Raw genomic sequence first — 17,109 nt, 5'->3', positions numbered from 1 at the left:
GATGTTACTTCTGGGAGGTACGGACGCCTTGCTGGATCAGTCCGGAGTTGATCGCGGTGACCACCGCCATGGTGCGGTTGGGCGCGTCCAGTTTCATCAGCAGGCTGGCCACGATGCGTTTGGCGCCATGGCTGGAAATTTGCAGTCGCCGAGCGATCTGCTTGTTGCTCAGCCCCTGCGCCAGAAGGACGAGCGTCTCGTTCTCTCTCGGTGTGAGGGCGGCACGGTGGCGCCGTTGGTGCGGGGTCGACGCGCCGACCCGCTGCATCAGATCGCGAGCAAGCAGGCTCGGCATCGCGACCTCACCGGCAGTGACGCGCTGCAGGGCCGTCGTGAGCGTCTCGGCGGTGAGGTTGCCCTGCACCACGAACCCGTCCGGGGTGTGAGGGTGTTGGAACAACTGATCACTCGCCCGGTAGTCGTGCAACAGCATCAGTGTCGCGGCCGGGCGGAACCCGCCGCCCTCCACCGCCCGCTGCCACTCGTCGTCGGACTCGTGCAGAAGGACGACGTCCGCTTCCCCGGCACGGATGATCTGCTCAGTGTCGTCCCACGTCACACAGTCACGCACCTGCCGGACCACCGATAACGAGGTCAGGAGGGCGGTCAGGCCGAGGCGCAGGATCTCGTCCCCGACGAGAACCACCACCCGCAGACGAGCGGGCTCCGAGGTGTGATCCGAAGACATAAGGAGTTCTCCTTGCGTTCGTCGAAATCGATGCTGTTCACGCCCAATAGGCGCAGAGGAGAGAAGACAACCGATCGAAGGGAGATGACCGCGCAAGGCCGTGGCGCTGTTCTGACGTATGGCCGAAGGAACGGCACAGGCCATATCAGTGAACCGAACCCATCACGGGGAGACGTGCGCCCGGGGTGCGCGCGCCGCACGGATCTGTGCGCAGCTCCCGCTCCGGCGCTCTACGACACCGGACCGTCGCACATTACCCAGGAGTGATCGTTCTGCCGGCTTCTTCGCTCCCGCAGCGGAGTCGCGGGACTCTCCAGCTTCACCGTTCGCATCCATACCCCCTCCGAGGTACGCCTGATGGCCGGGCGGTCGGGCTCGGGGGCGCGACAGCATCCATGAGGAATGAATATCGCCGCATCGCCCAGCCGCCTACGTCCCGAGGGCTCGGAGCCACCCCGGACGGCGGCCGAACCCGAGCATTTCATCGAGGCAATGCTCCAGCGCCTCTTCGAGACCCGGAGTTGCCCAAAAGCAGCCGACAGGAGGAGGCTGCCGTTGGCGCAGGTTCTTACTTATTGGATCACATCCGCACACGCTTTCCTAGACCTCCCCGTGCATCGCACACGAGAGCCCGCGTTCGGCGGGCAGAACACCCTCGAGCCAGAATTCCGGCAACCCGGCCAAAGAGCACCCAAAGCGTCCCGCATGACGTGCCGTGAACATCTGCATTGCCGTGCGGAGCGACCGAGACGGGAAGTGACGACATGAAGGATGACTCGACCGAGCCCACGATTGAATTCTACGAGCGGCCTTACGGCCATCAGGAGATGATGACGCTCAATACCGAATCGACGGTAAAGTTCATCACCGTCAACCCCGGCCACCACCTCAGCCTTCACCGTCACGAGAAACGCGACGAGTGGTGGACCGTCCTCAACCACCCGCTCGCAGTGGAGATCGGCGGTCGGGCCTGGACAGCGAAGCCCGGCGAACGCATCTGGATACCCCGTGGCATCGCACATCGGATCGGCAACACAGGTCGTTCGCCCGGCCAGTTCCTGGAGATAGCATTCGGATTCTTCGACGAGGACGACATCGAGCGGCTGGCCGATCACTATTACGTACCGGGCTGAGCACCGGTTGTCACAGCGGACTGCCCGAGACAGGGGGATTCGAATGCCGACCACCCATCAACGAAATCCAAGCGAAATATGGCTGCACGGCGCGGAGGCCGGACCTTTTCCCCTGTCCTGGGGACAGGGGACCATGTGGGAAAGCATCAATGCGCTCGGCCCGCGATCCCGTCGGCTCAACATTGTCGGGGGTTTTTCGGTAGGCCGCCCGGTAGGTGTCAGCGATGCCCTGTTCCGCATCGAACGGTGCCTGAATCGGTTCGACGTCTTCCGTCTCGCCTTCGACGAGAGGACCGGCACGGCATTTTTCCGAGGAGAGGTCCGCATCCCCGTCCGGTGGGGAATCGATTCCGGTACGCCGGGTGATGCAGCCGCGCAAAGCTCCGAACTCTACGCGCTGCCCTTCGACCTGCAGGAACCACCGATTCGTCTCGAACTGATACATCGGGGCGCAGTCGTCACCCAGGTGGGGATCGTGATGTCGCACCTCGCGTTCGACGGAGCGGCCTACCGCCTCCTCGTCCGGCACCTGCGTGACGCCGTCGAGGGACGCGAGCCGTCCCCGACCTGCATACAGAATGAGGCGCTGATCAAACACGAACAGTCGGCCACCGGAGTCCGCAGGAGCGATGCGGTGATAGGCCACTGGGTCGAGAGCGCGACCCGCCTGCCGCCGGGGTGCGGCCTGTTGAACACCACGGCCGGCGCGTACTCCGTCACCGAGATTCGTTCGCGGGCCATGGCGATCGCCACCCAGGCACTTGCGGTCTTTCACAACACCAGCACCGCCAGTGTCCTGACAGCGGCCCTGACCACCATGATCCGCCGGCACATCGACCGGAAGTTCTCCGCCATGCTTTCGGTCTGCAATAACCGCATGCTTCCACAACTCGGCGGTCACGTCGGGCAAACCATCGGAAACGGACTGATACTCCTTCCTCGGGAGCGACCCGACGCGGAGTTCTCCATGTTCGTGAAGGATGTCAACATACGTGCCTTCAGAGCTTACGCTCGCGCGCGGTACGACTCCGTGAAATGGCGCGACGTACTCTCCGGTCTTTCCGAGCGGGGATCGGCGACGGATCTTTCCCACTACTTCAACGATGTGCGCCGCGAACGCGGCTCGTGGTCGGGGCTGGAACAGCAAATCGACGATCTCCGTAAGGGGACGCGAGAAGGCACCTCCCTCACCGTGGTCGACCGGCGGGACATGTCCGACGCGACTTTCTTCGCGAACCTGCACGACGCCGGTCGTGACTGTCTGATCACTCTGGTGTGCGACGACGACCGGACACCACCGGCCGACGCCGCTCTGCTGCTGAAGGACCTGGAAGCCTTCCTCGTCGAACAGGCGCTCGCATGCTGAGCACGCCGTTCACCGGTCGTCCGGCCCCGTGCAGCCGGGCCGCCTCTGCGCCGAAACCCCACCCATTGGAAGGACGGGCGGCGCCATGCCGCCGGCCCTGAGCATCGGCATAACGGTGTTCAACGTTGAACTCTGTCTGGCTGCATGCTTGGATTCCCTGGTCGACCCACACCTGGCGGGCACCGAGATCATCGTCGTCGACGACGGATCCACGGACAGAAGCCGTTCCGTCGCCGACAAGTGGGCTCACACGGACCCCCGGACTGCGTACTGGCGCAACGCAACTCGGGGTTGAGCGCCGCACGCAACGCGGGCGTCCGCGCGGCACGCGGCAGATGTCTCGCGTCCTGCGCGGTGACGACGTTGTGCCCACCGGCGCGTACGCCGCTCACGTCGCTTCGCTCGACGTTGCAGGATCCGACTTCACGACCGAGGACGTACGCCACCTGGACAGCACCGGGGTGCGTCCGCACCCGGGATACCAGGACGTGTTCGCCCGTGCCTGATGCCGCACCCACATCCGCCGCCACACCGCCCTGGTACATGACCGCATGATGTGGAACAAGGTCTTCCGTCGCTCGTTCCGGGATGCGCGAAACCTCCGCCTCACCCTGCGCACGTACGAGGACGCGCCAGCCGTTCCCGTGCCAGCGAACCACTCCGGGCGCCGAGAGGATCGGTTTTCGCTGGTCAATGGCGTGCTGCACGTGTACCAGCAACAGACGAAGAATCCGCTGGGACGAGCGCACACCCCGCCCAGGCGCAACGCTTTGCCCATGCCCACGGCGGCTGAGCATCAAGGCCGGGCCCGGTCTCTCAGCTCGGTCATCCACCACGCGACGACTCCGAACCGATCAACCCCAGGTGCCCGAGTTCAACGAAGCGCAGTCAGCACCAAGTCAGCACGGGACAGGTGAAGAGGGGGATGACGTGGGCTTTCATTCAGCATCGCATCGTCAGATCACCCTCAACCACACGTCCCAGACAGTACTCGTTTCGACGATCATCGAGCCCCTGAAGCACCTTTCCGTGAGCCGGCATGGTGGCCACACGCATAGCCAACCCCCGAACTATGTTTCCTCACCACATGTGCGCCTCACCTGCGTCTTTCTACGGTGTGCCGACACGTACCCGTCCCCACCGCACACGAGGAAGTGGCGCACATGGCCTCCGGAACCACCGCTCCCCCACCCCCCGCCAGTCTCAAGCGCATCGTCGCCGCCAGCCTCATCGGCACCACCATCGAGTGGTACGACTTCTTCCTCTACGGCTCCGCCGCCGCGCTCGTCTTCAACAAGCTGTTCTTCCCGGACTCCGACCCGCTCGTCGGCACGCTGCTGTCATTCCTCACCTACGCCGTCGGGTTCGCCGCGCGGCCGCTCGGCGCGCTGGTCTTCGGGCACTACGGGGACCGGCTGGGGCGCAAGAAGCTGCTGGTGCTGAGCCTGTTGATGATGGGCGGGGCGACGTTCGCGATCGGGTTGCTGCCCACCCACGCGACCGTCGGCAGCGCCGCGCCCGTGCTGCTCACCGTGCTGCGGCTGGTCCAGGGGTTCGCGCTCGGCGGTGAGTGGGGCGGTGCCGTGCTGCTGGTGTCCGAGCACGGGGACGCCCGGCGGCGCGGATTCTGGGCCTCGTGGCCGCAGACCGGCGCGCCGGCGGGGCAGCTGCTGGCGACCGGTGTGCTGTCGCTGCTGACCGCCGTGCTGTCGGACTCCGCGTTCGGGGCCTGGGGCTGGCGGATCCCGTTCCTGCTGTCCGGGGTGCTGGTGATCGTCGGTCTGTGGATTCGTCTCTCTGTCGATGAATCGCCGGTGTTCAAGCAGGCACTGGAGCAGGCCGAGGCCCGCAAGGCGGACGTGGACGCGGACGCCGAACGGATGCCGGTCGTGGCGGTCCTGCGGCATCACTGGCGTGACGTGCTGGTGGCGATGGGGGCGCGTATGGCGGAGAACATCAGCTACTACGTGATCACCGCGTTCATCCTCGTGTACGCCACCACCTCGGCCGGTGTCTCGAAGCAGACCGCGCTCAACGCGGTGCTCATCGCCTCGGCGGTCCACTTCGCCGTCATCCCTGCCTGGGGCGCGCTGTCGGACCGGCTCGGCCGGCGTCCGGTGTATCTGATCGGCGCGGCCGGGGTGGGGCTGTGGATGTTCCCGTTCTTCGCTCTCATCGACACCGGCGGTTTCGGCAGCCTGCTGCTGGCGGTGACCGTGGGTCTGGTGCTGCACGGGGCGATGTACGCACCGCAGGCCGCCTTCTTCTCCGAGATGTTCGCGACCCGGATGCGCTACTCCGGTGCCTCCATCGGCGCCCAGTTCGCCTCCGTCGCGGCGGGCGCGCCGGCGCCGCTGATCGCCACCGCCCTGCTCGCGGACTACGAGAGCTCCACTCCCATCGCGCTGTACGTCATCGCGGCGAGCCTGCTGACGGTCGTCGCCGTGGCGGCGGCCAAGGAGACCCGCCACCGTGACCTGGCGGACGTGGCTCCGTCGGGTGACACGGGAGGGTCCGTCGAGGCGGCCCCGGCCGCCCGGGACGCGCGCACCGTCTGATCCGCCACGGCGCTTGCCCCCGTACGCGCGCCGCGTACGGGGGTCAGCGCCGTGCGGGAGGCGTCGTGCCCGCCGACAGGCGGTGCAGACGCAGGGCGAGCTGGATCTCCAGGGCCCGTGCCGGGCTCTGCCAGTCGTCGCCGAGGAGGCGGCCGACGCGTTCCAGCCGCTGGGCGACCGTGTTCACATGGACGTGCAGTTCGTCCTTGGTGCGGGCGGGGCTCATGCCGCAGGCGAAGTAGGCGTCGAGGGTGCGCAGCAGCTCGGTGCCGCGCCGCTCGTCGTACGCCACGACCTGGCCGATGGTGCGGCCGACGAAGCCGGTGATGTCCCGTTCGCCGGCCAGCAGCAGCCCCAGGAAGCCGAAGTCCTCGGCGGCGGAGCCGTCACCGGAGCGGCCGAGGAGGCGCAGGGCGTCGAGGCAGCGACGGGCCTCCACGTAGGCCGCCGCCACGGCGTCGGGGCGGGCGGTGAGGTGTTCGACCGGGGCGGACGCGCCGACGGTGACCGGTTCGTGGACGGCCGTGCCCAGGTGCCGGGCGGTGCGGCGGGCCAGGTCGGTGGCGGTGTCGCCGGGGGCGAGGGGCAGCAGCAGGACGGTGCCGCCGTCGCGTGCGGCGGCGAGGCCCTGCCGGGTGGCCGCGAGGTGGGAGGCCGCGGCCCACAGCCGTCTGCGGGCGTCCGCCTCTTCGTCGGCGTCGGCGGTTCCGCCTTCCAGCCGGGCGGCTAGCACGGCGTGGGTGGCGTCGAGGTCGGCGCCCAGCCGGGCCGCGCGCTCGCGCAGCAGGCGCGGGTCCCGGTCGCGGGCGTCGAGCAGGTCGTCGAGCAGCTCGCCGCGGACGCGCTGTTCGGCCTCGGCGGCGGAGCGGCGGGCGAGCAGCAGCAGTGAGGTGACCATGGCCGCGCGTTCCAGCGTGCGCTGGTCGACGGGGTCGAGGCCGGGGTGGCCGCGCAGGACCAGCGCGCCCAGGAGTTCGTCGCCGGCGGCCACCGCGGCGATCCAGTCGTCCCGGTGCCGTACCGCGTGGCCTTCCGCCCGTGAGGACTCGAGGGCCCGGGCGGGTGCCGCGGTGGCCTCGGTGAACTCCACCGTGCCGTCCAGGACCTGGGAGACGGCGGCGGCCACGTCGTGCACCCCGCCGCCGCGCAGGACCAGCTCGGCCAGCCGGTCGTGGACGTCCGAGGCGCGCTCGATGACCGCGCTGCGGTCCTTGATGATCTCGTTGGCGCGCTCCAGACCGGCGAGGGCCGAGCGGGTCTCGGCGAGCAGGTTGGCGGTGTCGAGGGCGGCCGCCGCGAGGGCGGCGAAGGAACCGAGCAGGGCGATCTGCTCCCGCTCGAAGACCCGGGCCCGCCGGTCCGCGGCGAACAGGACGCCGATGACGTGGTGCCCCAGCATCAGGGGCACCCCGAGGATCGCGACGAGCCCCTCGTCCCGCACGCCGGTGTCGATGCTGTGGGTGTGCTGGAAGCGGTCGTCGCGGAAGTAGTCGTCGGTGACGTAGGGGCGGGCGGTCTGGGCGACGAGGCCGCCGAGTCCCTCCCCCATGCCGAGGCGCAGCTGTTGGAAGCGGGCGGCGACCGAACCCTCGGTGACCCGCATGTAGGTGTCGCCCCTGGCCGGGTCGTTCAGGCTGAGGTAGGCGACGTCGGTGCCGAGCAGGGAGCGGGCGCGCTGCACGATCGCCTGGAGCACGGCGTCCAGGTCACGCAGTCCGGCGAGGTCGTGGGCGGTCTCGAAGAGGGCGGACAGCTCGGCCTCCCGGCGGCGGCGCCCCTCCAGCTCCGCGCGCACCCGCAGGGCGAGCGTCCTGGCCTGCTGGAGGGCGGCGATCCGCTCGGCGGGCAGCCCTTCGGCGCGGGCGAGCAGCACCGGCTGCTCGTACGCCTCGGCGGAGGCGCCGCGGGCCAGCAGCTCCAGGAACGGCGTCTCGGCGCCGCCGGCGGCAGGGCCGGTGCCGGAATGTGCCCGGCCCGGCGCTCCGGCAGCGGGGGCGGGACGCTCGGCGGACTGCACGTGATCGCGGGACATGCTCACAGGATTCCTCATCCCGCGGCCGTCCCGTCAGGCCTGTGGAAAACCTTGTCGGCCGACGGTCGGCCGCTGGTGGCCGATGCCTCAGTGCGCGGTCCAGCCGCCGTCCAGGACCAGTGAGGTCCCGGTCACGAAGGACGCCTGCGGGCCGCACAGGTAGGCCATCGCCTCGGCGACCTCCTCCGGTTCGATGAGCCGCCGGACGGCGCTGTCCTGCAGCATCACCTCGGACAGGACACGTTCCTCGGGGATGCCGTGGGCACGGGCCTGGTCGGCGATCTGCTTTTCGACCAGTGGGGTGCGTACATAGGCGGGGTTCACACAGTTGGAGGTGACGCCATGGGGTGCGCCTTCGAGGGCGGTGGTCTTGGACAGTCCCTCCAGACCGTGTTTGGCGGCTACATAGGCGGACTTATAAGCCGAGGCGCGCAGTCCATGGACCGAGGACACATTGACGATGCGGCCCCACCCCTGGCCGTACATATGGGGCAGGGCGCCCCGGATGAGCCGGAAGGGTGCCTCCAGCATCACGGTGAGCACCGTGTGGAAGACATCGGGCGGGAACTCCTCGATGGGGCGGACCAGTTGCAGCCCGGCGTTGTTGACCAGCACGTCGGTGCCCGCGGCGGCGAGTTCGGCGGTGTCCAGGTCGGTGAGGTCGAGGACGTGCGGCTCGACGGCGCCCCCGAGGTCCCGGGCCGTCTCGGCGAGCGTCTCCAGGCCCGCGGCGTCCCGGTCGACGGCTCTGACCTTGGCCCCGGCGGCCGCGAGCCGCAGCACGCAGGCGCGGCCGATGCCGCCGGCGGCGCCGGTGACGAGGGCGGTACGGCCGCCGAGGTCGAGCGGGGTGGCGTGGAGGGCCGGAAGGGCACGGGACGCGGTCATGTCTCGACCCTAGGCAGCACCCGTATGCCGCCACATATGGCCAGGCCCTACAGTTCAACCAATTCCAGTGGGGTCAAACCATGTGGGTGCGTCGGACATGGCCTGCTTGATGCGGAAGCGCGCGAACTCGTTCAGCTCCGGCAGCGCGTCCACGGCGAACCAGCCGACGTCCAGCGACTCGTCGTCATTGACCCGTGCCTCACCGCCGAGGGCACGGCAGCGGAAGGTGATGTCCATGTACTGGCAGACGTCGCCGTTGCCGTACGTCACCGGGTCCAGCGCCTGGACCAGTACGACCCGCTCGATGGCGCAGCGCACCGCGGTCTCCTCCTCGACCTCCCGCACGGCGCAGGCCGCGGGCTGCTCCCCGGGGTCGGGGATGCCACCGATCACCGACCACTCGCGGGTGTCGGTCCGGCGGTTCAGCAGGACTCTGCCCTCGTCGTCGAAGACGAGCGCGGTGACCCCGGGGAGCCAGAGCAGCTGGTGACCGGCGGAGGCGCGCAGGGTACGGATGAAGTCAGGAGTAGCCATGCCCCCGACCCTAACCGGCCGGTCAGGGCCCTCCCCGGCGCTTCGGGGGGCGTGCGGCGGGCGTACTACCGCACCCCACCGGCGCGTCGCCCGCGCACCCCGGAGGCGACGGCCCAGCCCAGTCCGCCCGCGGCGACCAGGACGAGGGCGATCTCCGGGAGGATGCCGAGGCGGGTGGCGGGGGTCCGGGAGGTGCGCAGCGGCACCTCCCGCACCAGCGAGTCGGCGACGAACATGCCGGTCCTCTGCGTGATCTCCCCGTCGGGCATGATGATCGCGCTGACCCCGCTGGTCACCGGGACGGTGACGGCGCGGCTGTGCTCCACGGCGCGGACCCGGGACATGGCGAGCTGCTGGTAGGTCATCTCGCTGCGGCCGAACGTGGCGTTGTTGCTGGGCACCGAGATCAGCTGGGCGCCGGCGGTGACCGTGTCGCGCACCGCCCAGTCGAAGGCGGCCTCGTAGCAGGTGACCAGGCCGACGCCGGCACCGCTCATGGTGAAGACGCCCGGCTCGCCGCCCCGGCTGAAGTCCCGGCTGACCATCGACGTCCAGTTCTCGTTGATCGCCCCCACGAGCGAGCGCAGCGGGAGGTACTCGCCGAACGGCTGGATCTGCCGTTTGTCGTAGGTGTCGACGGGGCCCTTCGCCGGGTCCCAGAGGATCTGCTCGTTGAGCAGCTTGCCGTCCCTGGCGACCACGCCGCCGACCGAGATGGGCGCGTCGACGGCCTTGGCCGCCTTGTCGATGACGGCGCGCGCGTCGGCGTTGGTGAAGGGGTCGATGTCGGAGGAGTTCTCCGGCCACAGCACGATGTCGGGGTGCTCGGCCCTGCCGGCCGCGACGTCGGCGGCCAGGCGCTCCGTCTCCCGCGCGTGGTAGTCGAGGACCGCGCGCCGCTGGGAGTTGAAGTCCAGGCCGAGGCGGGGCACGTTGCCCTGGATGACGGCGACGGTCACCGTGCCGGCCTCGGCCTTGTCGCTGAGCAGCGACCGGGCGGTGAGGGCGGCCACCAGTGGGACGACGACGCTCAGCACGCCGACGACCGCCGCGGCACGCCGTACGGTTCCGGTGCGCCGGGCCTGGAGGGCCAGCCGGACGATCTCGTACAGGCCGAAGCCGCACAGCACGACGGCGAAGCCGAGCACCGGAGTGCCGCCCAGCGCGGCGAGCGGCAGGAAGACGCCGTCCGCCTGACCGAAGGCGATCTTGCCCCAGGGAAAGCCGCTGAACGGCACGCGCGCGCGTACCGCCTCGCCGGCGATCCACAGCGCCGCCGCCCACACCGGCCATCCGGGGAGTTTCGACACCGCGGCGACGCCCGCGCCGACCAGTGCGACGAAGACCGCCTCGATCACCACGAGGGCGATCCACGGGCCGGGGCCGACCTCCACACCGGTCCACACCAGCAGCGGCAGCAGGAAGCCGAGGCCGAAGAGGTAGCCGAGGCCGAGCGCCGCCTTCCAGCTCCGGCCGCGCAGCACCTGGCCGAAGACGGCGAAGGCGGGCAGGGCCAGCCACCACAAGGTGCGCGGCGGGAAGCTGACGTAGAGGAGCAGGCCCGAGAGCGCGGCTGCTGCGGCCGGGAGGAGGCGCACGAGCCGCCTGCCCCGCGCCGGGGGCGCGGTCTGCGGCGGCATCGGGTCCGACTCGCCGACGGAGGTTGCGGTGACGGTCACTCCGGGAGTCTACGGCGCGTGACCTGGCGGCCGACAGCACGGTCGGCGGGGCGGAGGACACCGGGCGGGCCCTCGCCCGCCCCGGGTGTGCGGGCCGCGTGCCGCACCGTTTCCGCGCGACTTGTCACCACACGTCCCCGAACCGGGCACCAGCCGTTACGGCGTGCCGGTGCCCTGGTCGCGCGGCCCTCCGCGGCGCCGGCGGCGGCCGGGACCCGTCACAGGCCGGGGGCGACGCCGGTGGTGCTCGGTGCGGGGGTTTCTCCGACGGTGCTCGTCGGCGTCGCCGCCTTGGGCAACGCGCTGAGCTTCACGGCGGTGTCCGTGGGTGGAGGGCTGCTGGCGGGGCCGGCTGCGTCCCGGCCGTTCGCGGAGGATGCGGGACGCTGCGAGGGGCGTCCGGGCGGGGGCGTGTGATGCGGTGACCGGCGCTCGCGGGAGGGTGCTCGCGCGGCACGGCGCTCGCTGGGCGCCTCCCTCGGAGGGGGCACCCCCAGGCCCTTGAGGCACTGGGGAGGCACGACCGCCCGCGGGAGCGGCGGCGGGTGACCGCCCGCGGGTACGGGGGCGGTGGTTCAGTGGGTGGCGCCCGGTTTGTGGGGGCGGAGGCGGTCGCGGATGACGGTTACCGCCGCTTCCGCGTCGTCCACGGTGACCGTGAAGGTGTGGCCGTCCCACAGGCGCAGGACGATGCCCTCACCACGGCGTACGACGACCGCCGTGCCCTTCTCGGGCCGCCAGCGGTACCCCCAGCCGCCCCAGTGCCGCGGGGTGACGTGCGGGGCGAACTCCGCGCCCGCGACGTGCGAGAGCGGGATGCGGCGGCGGGGGACGCCGATGTGGCCGCAGCGCACCTCCAGGTGGTCCTCGTCGACCCGCAGCGCGACATGCACGAAGGCGAGGGTGCCGAACAGGACCAGCAGCCCGGCGGCGATGCAGCCGACGACGGCCATGGCCAGCGGCGCGATGCCGGACGTCCACGCGGAGTCGACGGCCAGCGCGATACCGAGCGCCAGGCAGGCGGCGCCGATCAGCGCCAGGAGCCACTGGAAGCGGTTGGTCGCGCGACCGGTCCAGACCTCGGGGTACGGGGCATGCTCGCCGTGGCGGTGGTCCCTCATGAATTCGAGATTACCCAGGATTCGCTCAGTGGGTACCGCGCGGCACAGCGTTACTGCGCCGTCCGGGCGGCGGCCGCCTGCCGCAGCAGTCGGCCCTCCGCATAGGTGAGGGCGGCCGTGGGGAGCGTGCCCTCGCGTCCGCTCAGCAGCACCGTCAGGGCGCCGCTCGCCGGCGCCCCGGGGGCGGGCCGCTCGCCGAGGCGGCGCAGGGCCTGGGCGGCCACCGCTCCGGCGGAGCCGTGCAGGGCGAGCGGCGGGCGGCCGGGGCGCTGCACGGCGGCCCGGATGCGCTCGGCGACCAGTTCGTAATGGGTGCAGCCCAGGACGACGGTCGTCACATCGTCCGGGGTCAGCTCGGCGGCCGCGGCGACGGCGGTGTCGATCGCCGCCTCGTCCGCGCGCTCCACGGCCTCGGCGAGCCCCCAGCACGGCACCTCCGCGACGGTGACGCCGTCGGCGAAGTTCTCGATCAGGTCCCGCTGGTAGGGGCTGCCGGTCGTGGCCGGGGTGGCCCAGATCGCCAGCGGTCCGCCGCCGGCCGCGGCCGGTTTGATCGCCGGGACGGTGCCGACGACCGGCAGGCCGGGCTCGAGACGGGCGCGCAGGGCGGTGAGGGCGTGCACCGTGGCGGTGTTGCAGCCGACGATCAGCGCGTCGGGCCGGTGTGCGGCCGCGGCCTCGGCGACGGCGAGGGCGCGCTCGGTGAGGTCCTCCGGCGTCCTGGGTCCCCAGGGCATGCCGTCGGGGTCGAGGGAGAGGACGAGATCGGCGTCGGGGCGCAGGCGCCGTACCGCGGCGGTGGCCGCCAGCAGACCGATTCCGGAGTCCATGAGCGCGATCTTCACCCGGCCACGATAGACGATGAGCCGCTTCGGGCCCCTGCCGTGGGGCAGACTGCGGCAGGTGAGCGCCATTGTGTGGAGTGCCGCCGGATCACTCGCCGCCTGGTGGTGGCTGCTGCTCTGCCAGGGCTTCTTCTGGCGTACGGATGTGCGGCTCCCGCCGTCCCGCGACCCGGAGACATGGCCGTCGGTGTGTGTCGTGGTCCCCGCGCGTGACGAGGCGGCCGTGCTGCCCGCGAGCCTGCCCTCGCTGCTCGCCCAGGACTATCCGGGCCGGGCCGAGGTCTTCCTCGTCGACGACGGCAGTACGGACGGCACCGGAGGGCTCGCGCGGGAGCTCGCGGACCGGCACGGCGGGCTGCCGCTCACGGTGGGTTCTCCGGGCGAGCCCCCCGCCGGCTGGACCGGCAAGCTGTGGGCGGTGCGGCACGGCATCGGACTGGCACGCGCGCGTGACCCCGAGTACCTGCTGCTGACGGACGCCGACATCGCGCACGCCCCGGACAGTCTGCGCCGGCTGGTGGCGGCGGCCCGTACCGGAGGGTTCGACATCGTGTCGCAGATGGCCCGGCTGCGGGTGGAGAGCCTCTGGGAACGCCTGGTCGTACCGGCGTTCGTCTACTTCTTCGCGCAGCTGTACCCGTTCCGCCGGATCGGGCGGGAGGGGACCCGGACGGCCGCCGCGGCCGGCGGCTGTGTGCTGCTGCGTACCGGGGCGGCCGAGCGGGCGCGGATCCCGGACGCCGTCCGGAACGCCGTCATCGACGACGTGGCGCTCGCCCGCGCGGTCAAGCGGAGCGGCGGACGGGTCTGGCTGGGGCTCGCGGACCGGGTGGACAGCGTGCGTCCGTATCCGCGGCTGCGCGATCTGTGGCGCATGGTGTCGCGGAGCGCGTACGCGCAGCTGCGGCACAGCCCGGTGCTGCTGGCCGGTACGGTCGCCGGGCTGGTTCTGGTGTATCTGGTGCCGCCCGTCGCGGCGATCGTGGGCGCGGTGGCGGGGAGCGGGGTCGCGGCGGTCCTCGGCACGGCGGCCTGGCTGGTGATGACGGGGACGTACGTCCCGATGCTCCGTCACTACCGGCAGCCGCTGTGGCTCGCTCCCCTGCTGCCGTTCACCGCGTTCCTGTACCTGCTGATGACGGTGGACTCGGCGGTGCAGCACCACCGGGGGCGCGGTGCGGCCTGGAAGGGCCGCACCTACGCACGTCCGGACGCCGTGCCCGACGAGGGCTGACCGGGCGTCGTCTCACTTGCGGCCGGGGGTCCAGTTCATGCCCCAGCCGTAGGCGTGGTCGACGGTGCGCTGCGGGCTCACTCCCCGCTCGGGGACCAGGTAGCGGGCCTCGCGTCGGACGACGAGCTCGCCGCCGCCGGTGTTGGTGATCAGGGCGAGCGCGCACACGGTCGAGGGGACCGTGCACTCGTCGAGGGAGAAGTCGATCGGTGCGCCGTACTGCGGCCGGAGGGTGACCGTGGCGTGCAGGTCGGCGAAGGAGCGGGCGCCCTCGTAGATGGTGACGAAGACGAGGACGCGCCGGAGGAGATGTTTGTGGTCGAGGTTGACGGTGAGGTTCTCGCCGCTCGTCACGGCACCGGTGCGGTCGTCTCCGTCCAGGTGGATGAAGGGGGGCTGGTGCAGTGCGCCGAAGGCGTTGCCGAGGGCCTGGACGACGCCCTTGCGGCCGTCGGTGAGTTCGAACAGGGCGCACAGGTCGAGGTCGAGGTCGGAGTGCATGGCGACCGGGCGGCCCAGCTTGCCGGCCCAGCCCGAGAACTGCTTGCGGACCTCCCAGTTGAGGTTCACCTGCAGGGCGCCCGACGTGCCGCCCTGCTTGGTCAGCGAGACGGAGGGGGCCGCCTTGGTGAGCGTCACCTTCGTCAGCCGGACCGGCGCGGGGGGCGCGGACGGCGGAGGCGGTGCGACCGGAGGGAGCGTGGTGACCGGAGGCGCGACGGGCGGCGCCGTGGCCACGGGGGCGGCGGGGTGCTGCGGCTCGTCCACCGTGATGCCGTAGTCGGTGGCGAGGCCCTCGAGTCCGCTGCTGTAGCCCTGGCCGACGGCGCGGAACTTCCAGGCGCCCTGGCGCCGGTAGAACTCGCCGAGGACGAACGCCGTCTCGGTGGTCGCGCCCGTGCTGTCGAAGCGGGCCGCCACGGTGCCGTTCGCGGCGTCCTTGACCTCGATGTACAGATCCTGGACCTGTCCGAACGTACCGCCGTCGCAGGAGGCGGCCAGGATCACCGTCTCGATGCCGGGCTCCACGCGTGCGAGGTCGACGAGCAGGGTGTCGGTGACCCGCCCTCCGGCGTCCCGCTTGCCCTCGTGGCGCACGGCGCCGGAGGAGTGGGCGGGCTGGTTGTAGAAGACGAAGTCGCTGTCGGAGCGGACCTTCCCGCCGGCCAGCAGGAGGGCCGAGGCGTCCGCGTCGGGTACGCCGGGTCCGGAGCGCCGGCCCACGTCCACCCGCAGTGCCGTCGTCGGCACCGGTGTGTTCGATCCCTTCGGCATTGACATGTCCGCCCCCATCACGGGTCGCCGCGCCAGGCAAGGTCCCGGCGTCCGTCGGTCTTCGTCCGCACAACTTATTCCCCCGCGCGGGGAACTCCCATGGGAAGTGCGCGGGAACCGGGGGCCAACCGCCGGTAACCGGCCCGGAACTCGGCCTTTACACGAAACATGCTCGCCGATACGCCCGTTTTCCGTAAGTTCGCTCGTATTGGGGATCCCCAGTCACGGCGGGCACGGAAAACAACCCTCTTATCGGTCTCCCCAACCAGCACATCGTGGGCTTAACTTATGTGCCATGACCTCCCCCCGCTCCACTTATGGCGGCGGCTATTACTCCGCTGCCTTCTCGGACACCCCGATCTACGACTCACTCGTGGCCGAGCGGGGCACCCCGCAGATCGCCCCGATCCGGGTCCCCGCCGCGTACGAGGCGCCGGTCAGTCATCTGCCCGCCCTCCCCTCGGCGTTGCCCGCCCTCCCGGCGGCCCCGTCCCAGCCTTCCTACGGCTACCCGCAGATGCCGCAGCCCGCCGCGTTCCAGCAGGCGCCCGCCGCGTACATCCCGCAGCAGGCGACCGCGCCGCGCGGCTACCCCGGCCCGCAGCCGCAGCCGCCGCGTCCGGCTCCGCCCGCCGGCTACGAGGCGATGCGCCCCGCGGCTCCGCGGCCGGGTCCCGCTCCCTACCAGGACCCGTACAACAGTCAGCAGTACCGCGGGTACTGAGCCCGCCCGGGGCTGTCGGTGCCGTACGGCACGACGGCCCTGCGGGCATGCCCGTCCGCACCCGATTCGCCGGAGGCCCCCGAGGCCGCTTCCGGCCGCCCCTGGGGAGGGAATCGGACTTCTGCCCAACCGGCAGGGAACGCAGTTCCGCCTCGGACAGCGCCGACCCCGCGCTTCGTACCGGACGCCGCCGAACTTCTGACCGGCGGCGTCCGGGCTGTCCGCGCCGGGAACGGAGGCATCGGCGTCATCGTGGAGGTCCGCACGCCGCGGCTCCCGTCGCGAGCGCGGGAACCGGGCCCCGGGCCCGCGCGTTGGCCTTTCATGAGAGATCCGTGAAAGGACCCGCGGGGGGAAGGGGGCGCGGACCGTGCGAGCGATCAGCGGACTCCGGCGCTGGCGGCACAACCCGTTGTGCCGCGGGACCGACCTGGCCGAGGCATGGGTGGCGCTCTCGGCGCTGCTGCTCGTCCTCGTCGCCGCCCCGGTGGTCGGCGTCCTCGTCGGAGACGCCGCCCAGGACGCCCTGCAGCGTTCCGTCCGCGCACAGCACCGGTCCCGGCACCTGGTGACGGTCACGGTGGTGCGCAAGCTCGATCCGTCCCCGTCGGCCGCCGACCCGGAGATCTCCTCCGGCGGGGATCTGCGCCACCGCGTCCTCGCCCACTGGACCGCGCCGGACGGCACCGAGCGGAGCGGGCCGGTGCCGACGCGTCTGAAGGACCCTCGGCCGGGCGACCGCTTCCGGACATGGACCGACGGACACGGGACAGCAGTGGCCCGCCCCCTGGACACCGCGACGGCCACCACGCACGCCGTGCTCGCCGGCATCGGCGCCGCCCTGGTGGCCACGGCCCTCGTCGAGGGTTCCAGACGGCTGACCGTCCGGCGCATGGTCCGCCGCCGGTACGCGCGCTGGGACCGGGCATGGGACAGGGCGGGGCCGGACTGGGGCAGGACCGGGACCGGCAGCTGACCGACGTTCCGGCTCTGGTCAACCCGGTGCCCGCGCGCACGCTACGGTGGTCCGGC

Annotated in this window: 15 protein-coding genes; 7 read left to right on the top strand and 8 right to left on the bottom strand. The window is 71.3% G+C overall.

From position 1 onward, the window contains the following. Positions 1-4 precede the first annotated feature (4 nt). Positions 5-649, bottom strand: a complete 645-nt coding sequence (locus tag ACH4VX_RS11600) for a response regulator transcription factor (protein ID WP_398367167.1) — start codon at positions 647-649, stop codon at positions 5-7. Positions 650-1,452: 803 nt separating this feature from the next. Between ACH4VX_RS11600 and ACH4VX_RS11595 the strand changes: the two genes are divergently transcribed. The 4 genes from ACH4VX_RS11595 to ACH4VX_RS11580 all read left to right on the top strand — a co-directional run bounded on the left by ACH4VX_RS11595 (position 1,453) and on the right by ACH4VX_RS11580 (position 5,745). Beyond that, positions 1,453-1,821, top strand: coding sequence for a phosphomannose isomerase type II C-terminal cupin domain (locus ACH4VX_RS11595; protein ID WP_398367166.1), 369 nt, complete (start codon positions 1,453-1,455; stop codon positions 1,819-1,821). A 43-nt stretch (positions 1,822-1,864) separates the two neighbouring features. Continuing rightward, positions 1,865-3,187, top strand: coding sequence for a hypothetical protein (locus ACH4VX_RS11590; RefSeq protein WP_398367165.1), 1,323 nt, complete (start codon positions 1,865-1,867; stop codon positions 3,185-3,187). Between the two features lie 85 nt (positions 3,188-3,272). Then, on the top strand, positions 3,273-3,482 hold the full coding sequence (locus ACH4VX_RS11585) for a glycosyltransferase family 2 protein (protein ID WP_398367163.1): 210 nt from the start codon (positions 3,273-3,275) through the stop codon (positions 3,480-3,482). A gap of 868 nt (positions 3,483-4,350) precedes the next feature. Further along, positions 4,351-5,745, top strand: coding sequence for an MFS transporter (locus tag ACH4VX_RS11580; RefSeq protein ID WP_398367162.1), 1,395 nt, complete (start codon positions 4,351-4,353; stop codon positions 5,743-5,745). Positions 5,746-5,788: 43 nt separating this feature from the next. Here ACH4VX_RS11580 and ACH4VX_RS11575 read toward each other — a convergent pair whose 3' ends face one another. The 6 genes from ACH4VX_RS11575 to ACH4VX_RS11550 all read right to left on the bottom strand — a co-directional run bounded on the left by ACH4VX_RS11575 (position 5,789) and on the right by ACH4VX_RS11550 (position 12,844). Then, on the bottom strand, positions 5,789-7,777 hold the full coding sequence (locus ACH4VX_RS11575) for a helix-turn-helix domain-containing protein (RefSeq protein WP_398367161.1): 1,989 nt from the start codon (positions 7,775-7,777) through the stop codon (positions 5,789-5,791). 87 nt (positions 7,778-7,864) lie between these two features. Beyond that, positions 7,865-8,665, bottom strand: coding sequence for a 3-hydroxybutyrate dehydrogenase (locus ACH4VX_RS11570; protein ID WP_398367160.1), 801 nt, complete (start codon positions 8,663-8,665; stop codon positions 7,865-7,867). Between the two features lie 54 nt (positions 8,666-8,719). After that, positions 8,720-9,199, bottom strand: a complete 480-nt coding sequence (locus ACH4VX_RS11565; RefSeq protein WP_398367159.1) for an NUDIX hydrolase — start codon at positions 9,197-9,199, stop codon at positions 8,720-8,722. Positions 9,200-9,264: 65 nt separating this feature from the next. After that, positions 9,265-10,878, bottom strand: coding sequence for an apolipoprotein N-acyltransferase (gene lnt / locus ACH4VX_RS11560; RefSeq protein WP_398367158.1), 1,614 nt, complete (start codon positions 10,876-10,878; stop codon positions 9,265-9,267). Between the two features lie 575 nt (positions 10,879-11,453). Then, positions 11,454-11,999, bottom strand: a complete 546-nt coding sequence (locus ACH4VX_RS11555; protein ID WP_398367157.1) for a hypothetical protein — start codon at positions 11,997-11,999, stop codon at positions 11,454-11,456. A gap of 50 nt (positions 12,000-12,049) precedes the next feature. Then, positions 12,050-12,844, bottom strand: coding sequence for a glutamate racemase (locus ACH4VX_RS11550; protein ID WP_398367156.1), 795 nt, complete (start codon positions 12,842-12,844; stop codon positions 12,050-12,052). A 16-nt stretch (positions 12,845-12,860) separates the two neighbouring features. Here ACH4VX_RS11550 and ACH4VX_RS11545 point away from each other — a divergent pair, with 16 nt between their 5' ends. Further along, positions 12,861-14,078 carry a glycosyltransferase gene (locus ACH4VX_RS11545; RefSeq protein WP_398367155.1) on the top strand — a complete coding sequence of 406 codons (1,218 nt, stop codon included), beginning with the start codon at positions 12,861-12,863 and terminating at the stop codon, positions 14,076-14,078. Between the two features lie 12 nt (positions 14,079-14,090). Here ACH4VX_RS11545 and ACH4VX_RS11540 read toward each other — a convergent pair whose 3' ends face one another. Further along, the gene (locus ACH4VX_RS11540) at positions 14,091-15,353 is read right to left on the bottom strand and encodes a TerD family protein (RefSeq protein WP_398367154.1); all 1,263 of its coding nucleotides are present in this window, start codon (positions 15,351-15,353) and stop codon (positions 14,091-14,093) included. Positions 15,354-15,648: 295 nt separating this feature from the next. Here ACH4VX_RS11540 and ACH4VX_RS11535 point away from each other — a divergent pair, with 295 nt between their 5' ends. Both ACH4VX_RS11535 and ACH4VX_RS11530 read left to right on the top strand, forming a co-directional pair. Then, complete coding sequence (locus ACH4VX_RS11535; protein WP_398367153.1) at positions 15,649-16,077, top strand: DUF6643 family protein; 429 nt, start codon at positions 15,649-15,651, stop codon at positions 16,075-16,077. 370 nt (positions 16,078-16,447) lie between these two features. Further along, the gene (locus tag ACH4VX_RS11530) at positions 16,448-17,053 is read left to right on the top strand and encodes a hypothetical protein (RefSeq protein ID WP_398367152.1); all 606 of its coding nucleotides are present in this window, start codon (positions 16,448-16,450) and stop codon (positions 17,051-17,053) included. Positions 17,054-17,109 lie beyond the last annotated feature (56 nt).

This window comes from Streptomyces sp. NPDC020731, assembly GCF_044334705.1.
Classification (GTDB): domain Bacteria; phylum Actinomycetota; class Actinomycetes; order Streptomycetales; family Streptomycetaceae; genus Streptomyces.
The sequence above is the reverse complement of the archived record's forward strand: the minus strand, read 5'-3'. Positions and strand labels throughout refer to the sequence as shown.

Coding starts and splice junctions, on each gene's coding strand:
- ACH4VX_RS11595 (WP_398367166.1), top strand. CDS start 1,453: ATGAAGGATGACTCGACCGAGCCCACGATTGAATTCTACGAGCGGCCT.
- ACH4VX_RS11590 (WP_398367165.1), top strand. CDS start 1,865: ATGCCGACCACCCATCAACGAAATCCAAGCGAAATATGGCTGCACGGC.
- ACH4VX_RS11585 (WP_398367163.1), top strand. CDS start 3,273: ATGCCGCCGGCCCTGAGCATCGGCATAACGGTGTTCAACGTTGAACTC.
- ACH4VX_RS11580 (WP_398367162.1), top strand. CDS start 4,351: ATGGCCTCCGGAACCACCGCTCCCCCACCCCCCGCCAGTCTCAAGCGC.
- ACH4VX_RS11575 (WP_398367161.1), bottom strand. CDS start 7,777: ATGTCCCGCGATCACGTGCAGTCCGCCGAGCGTCCCGCCCCCGCTGCC.
- ACH4VX_RS11570 (WP_398367160.1), bottom strand. CDS start 8,665: ATGACCGCGTCCCGTGCCCTTCCGGCCCTCCACGCCACCCCGCTCGAC.
- ACH4VX_RS11565 (WP_398367159.1), bottom strand. CDS start 9,199: ATGGCTACTCCTGACTTCATCCGTACCCTGCGCGCCTCCGCCGGTCAC.
- ACH4VX_RS11555 (WP_398367157.1), bottom strand. CDS start 11,999: ATGAGGGACCACCGCCACGGCGAGCATGCCCCGTACCCCGAGGTCTGG.
- ACH4VX_RS11545 (WP_398367155.1), top strand. CDS start 12,861: ATGAGCCGCTTCGGGCCCCTGCCGTGGGGCAGACTGCGGCAGGTGAGC.
- ACH4VX_RS11540 (WP_398367154.1), bottom strand. CDS start 15,353: ATGCCGAAGGGATCGAACACACCGGTGCCGACGACGGCACTGCGGGTG.
- ACH4VX_RS11535 (WP_398367153.1), top strand. CDS start 15,649: ATGACCTCCCCCCGCTCCACTTATGGCGGCGGCTATTACTCCGCTGCC.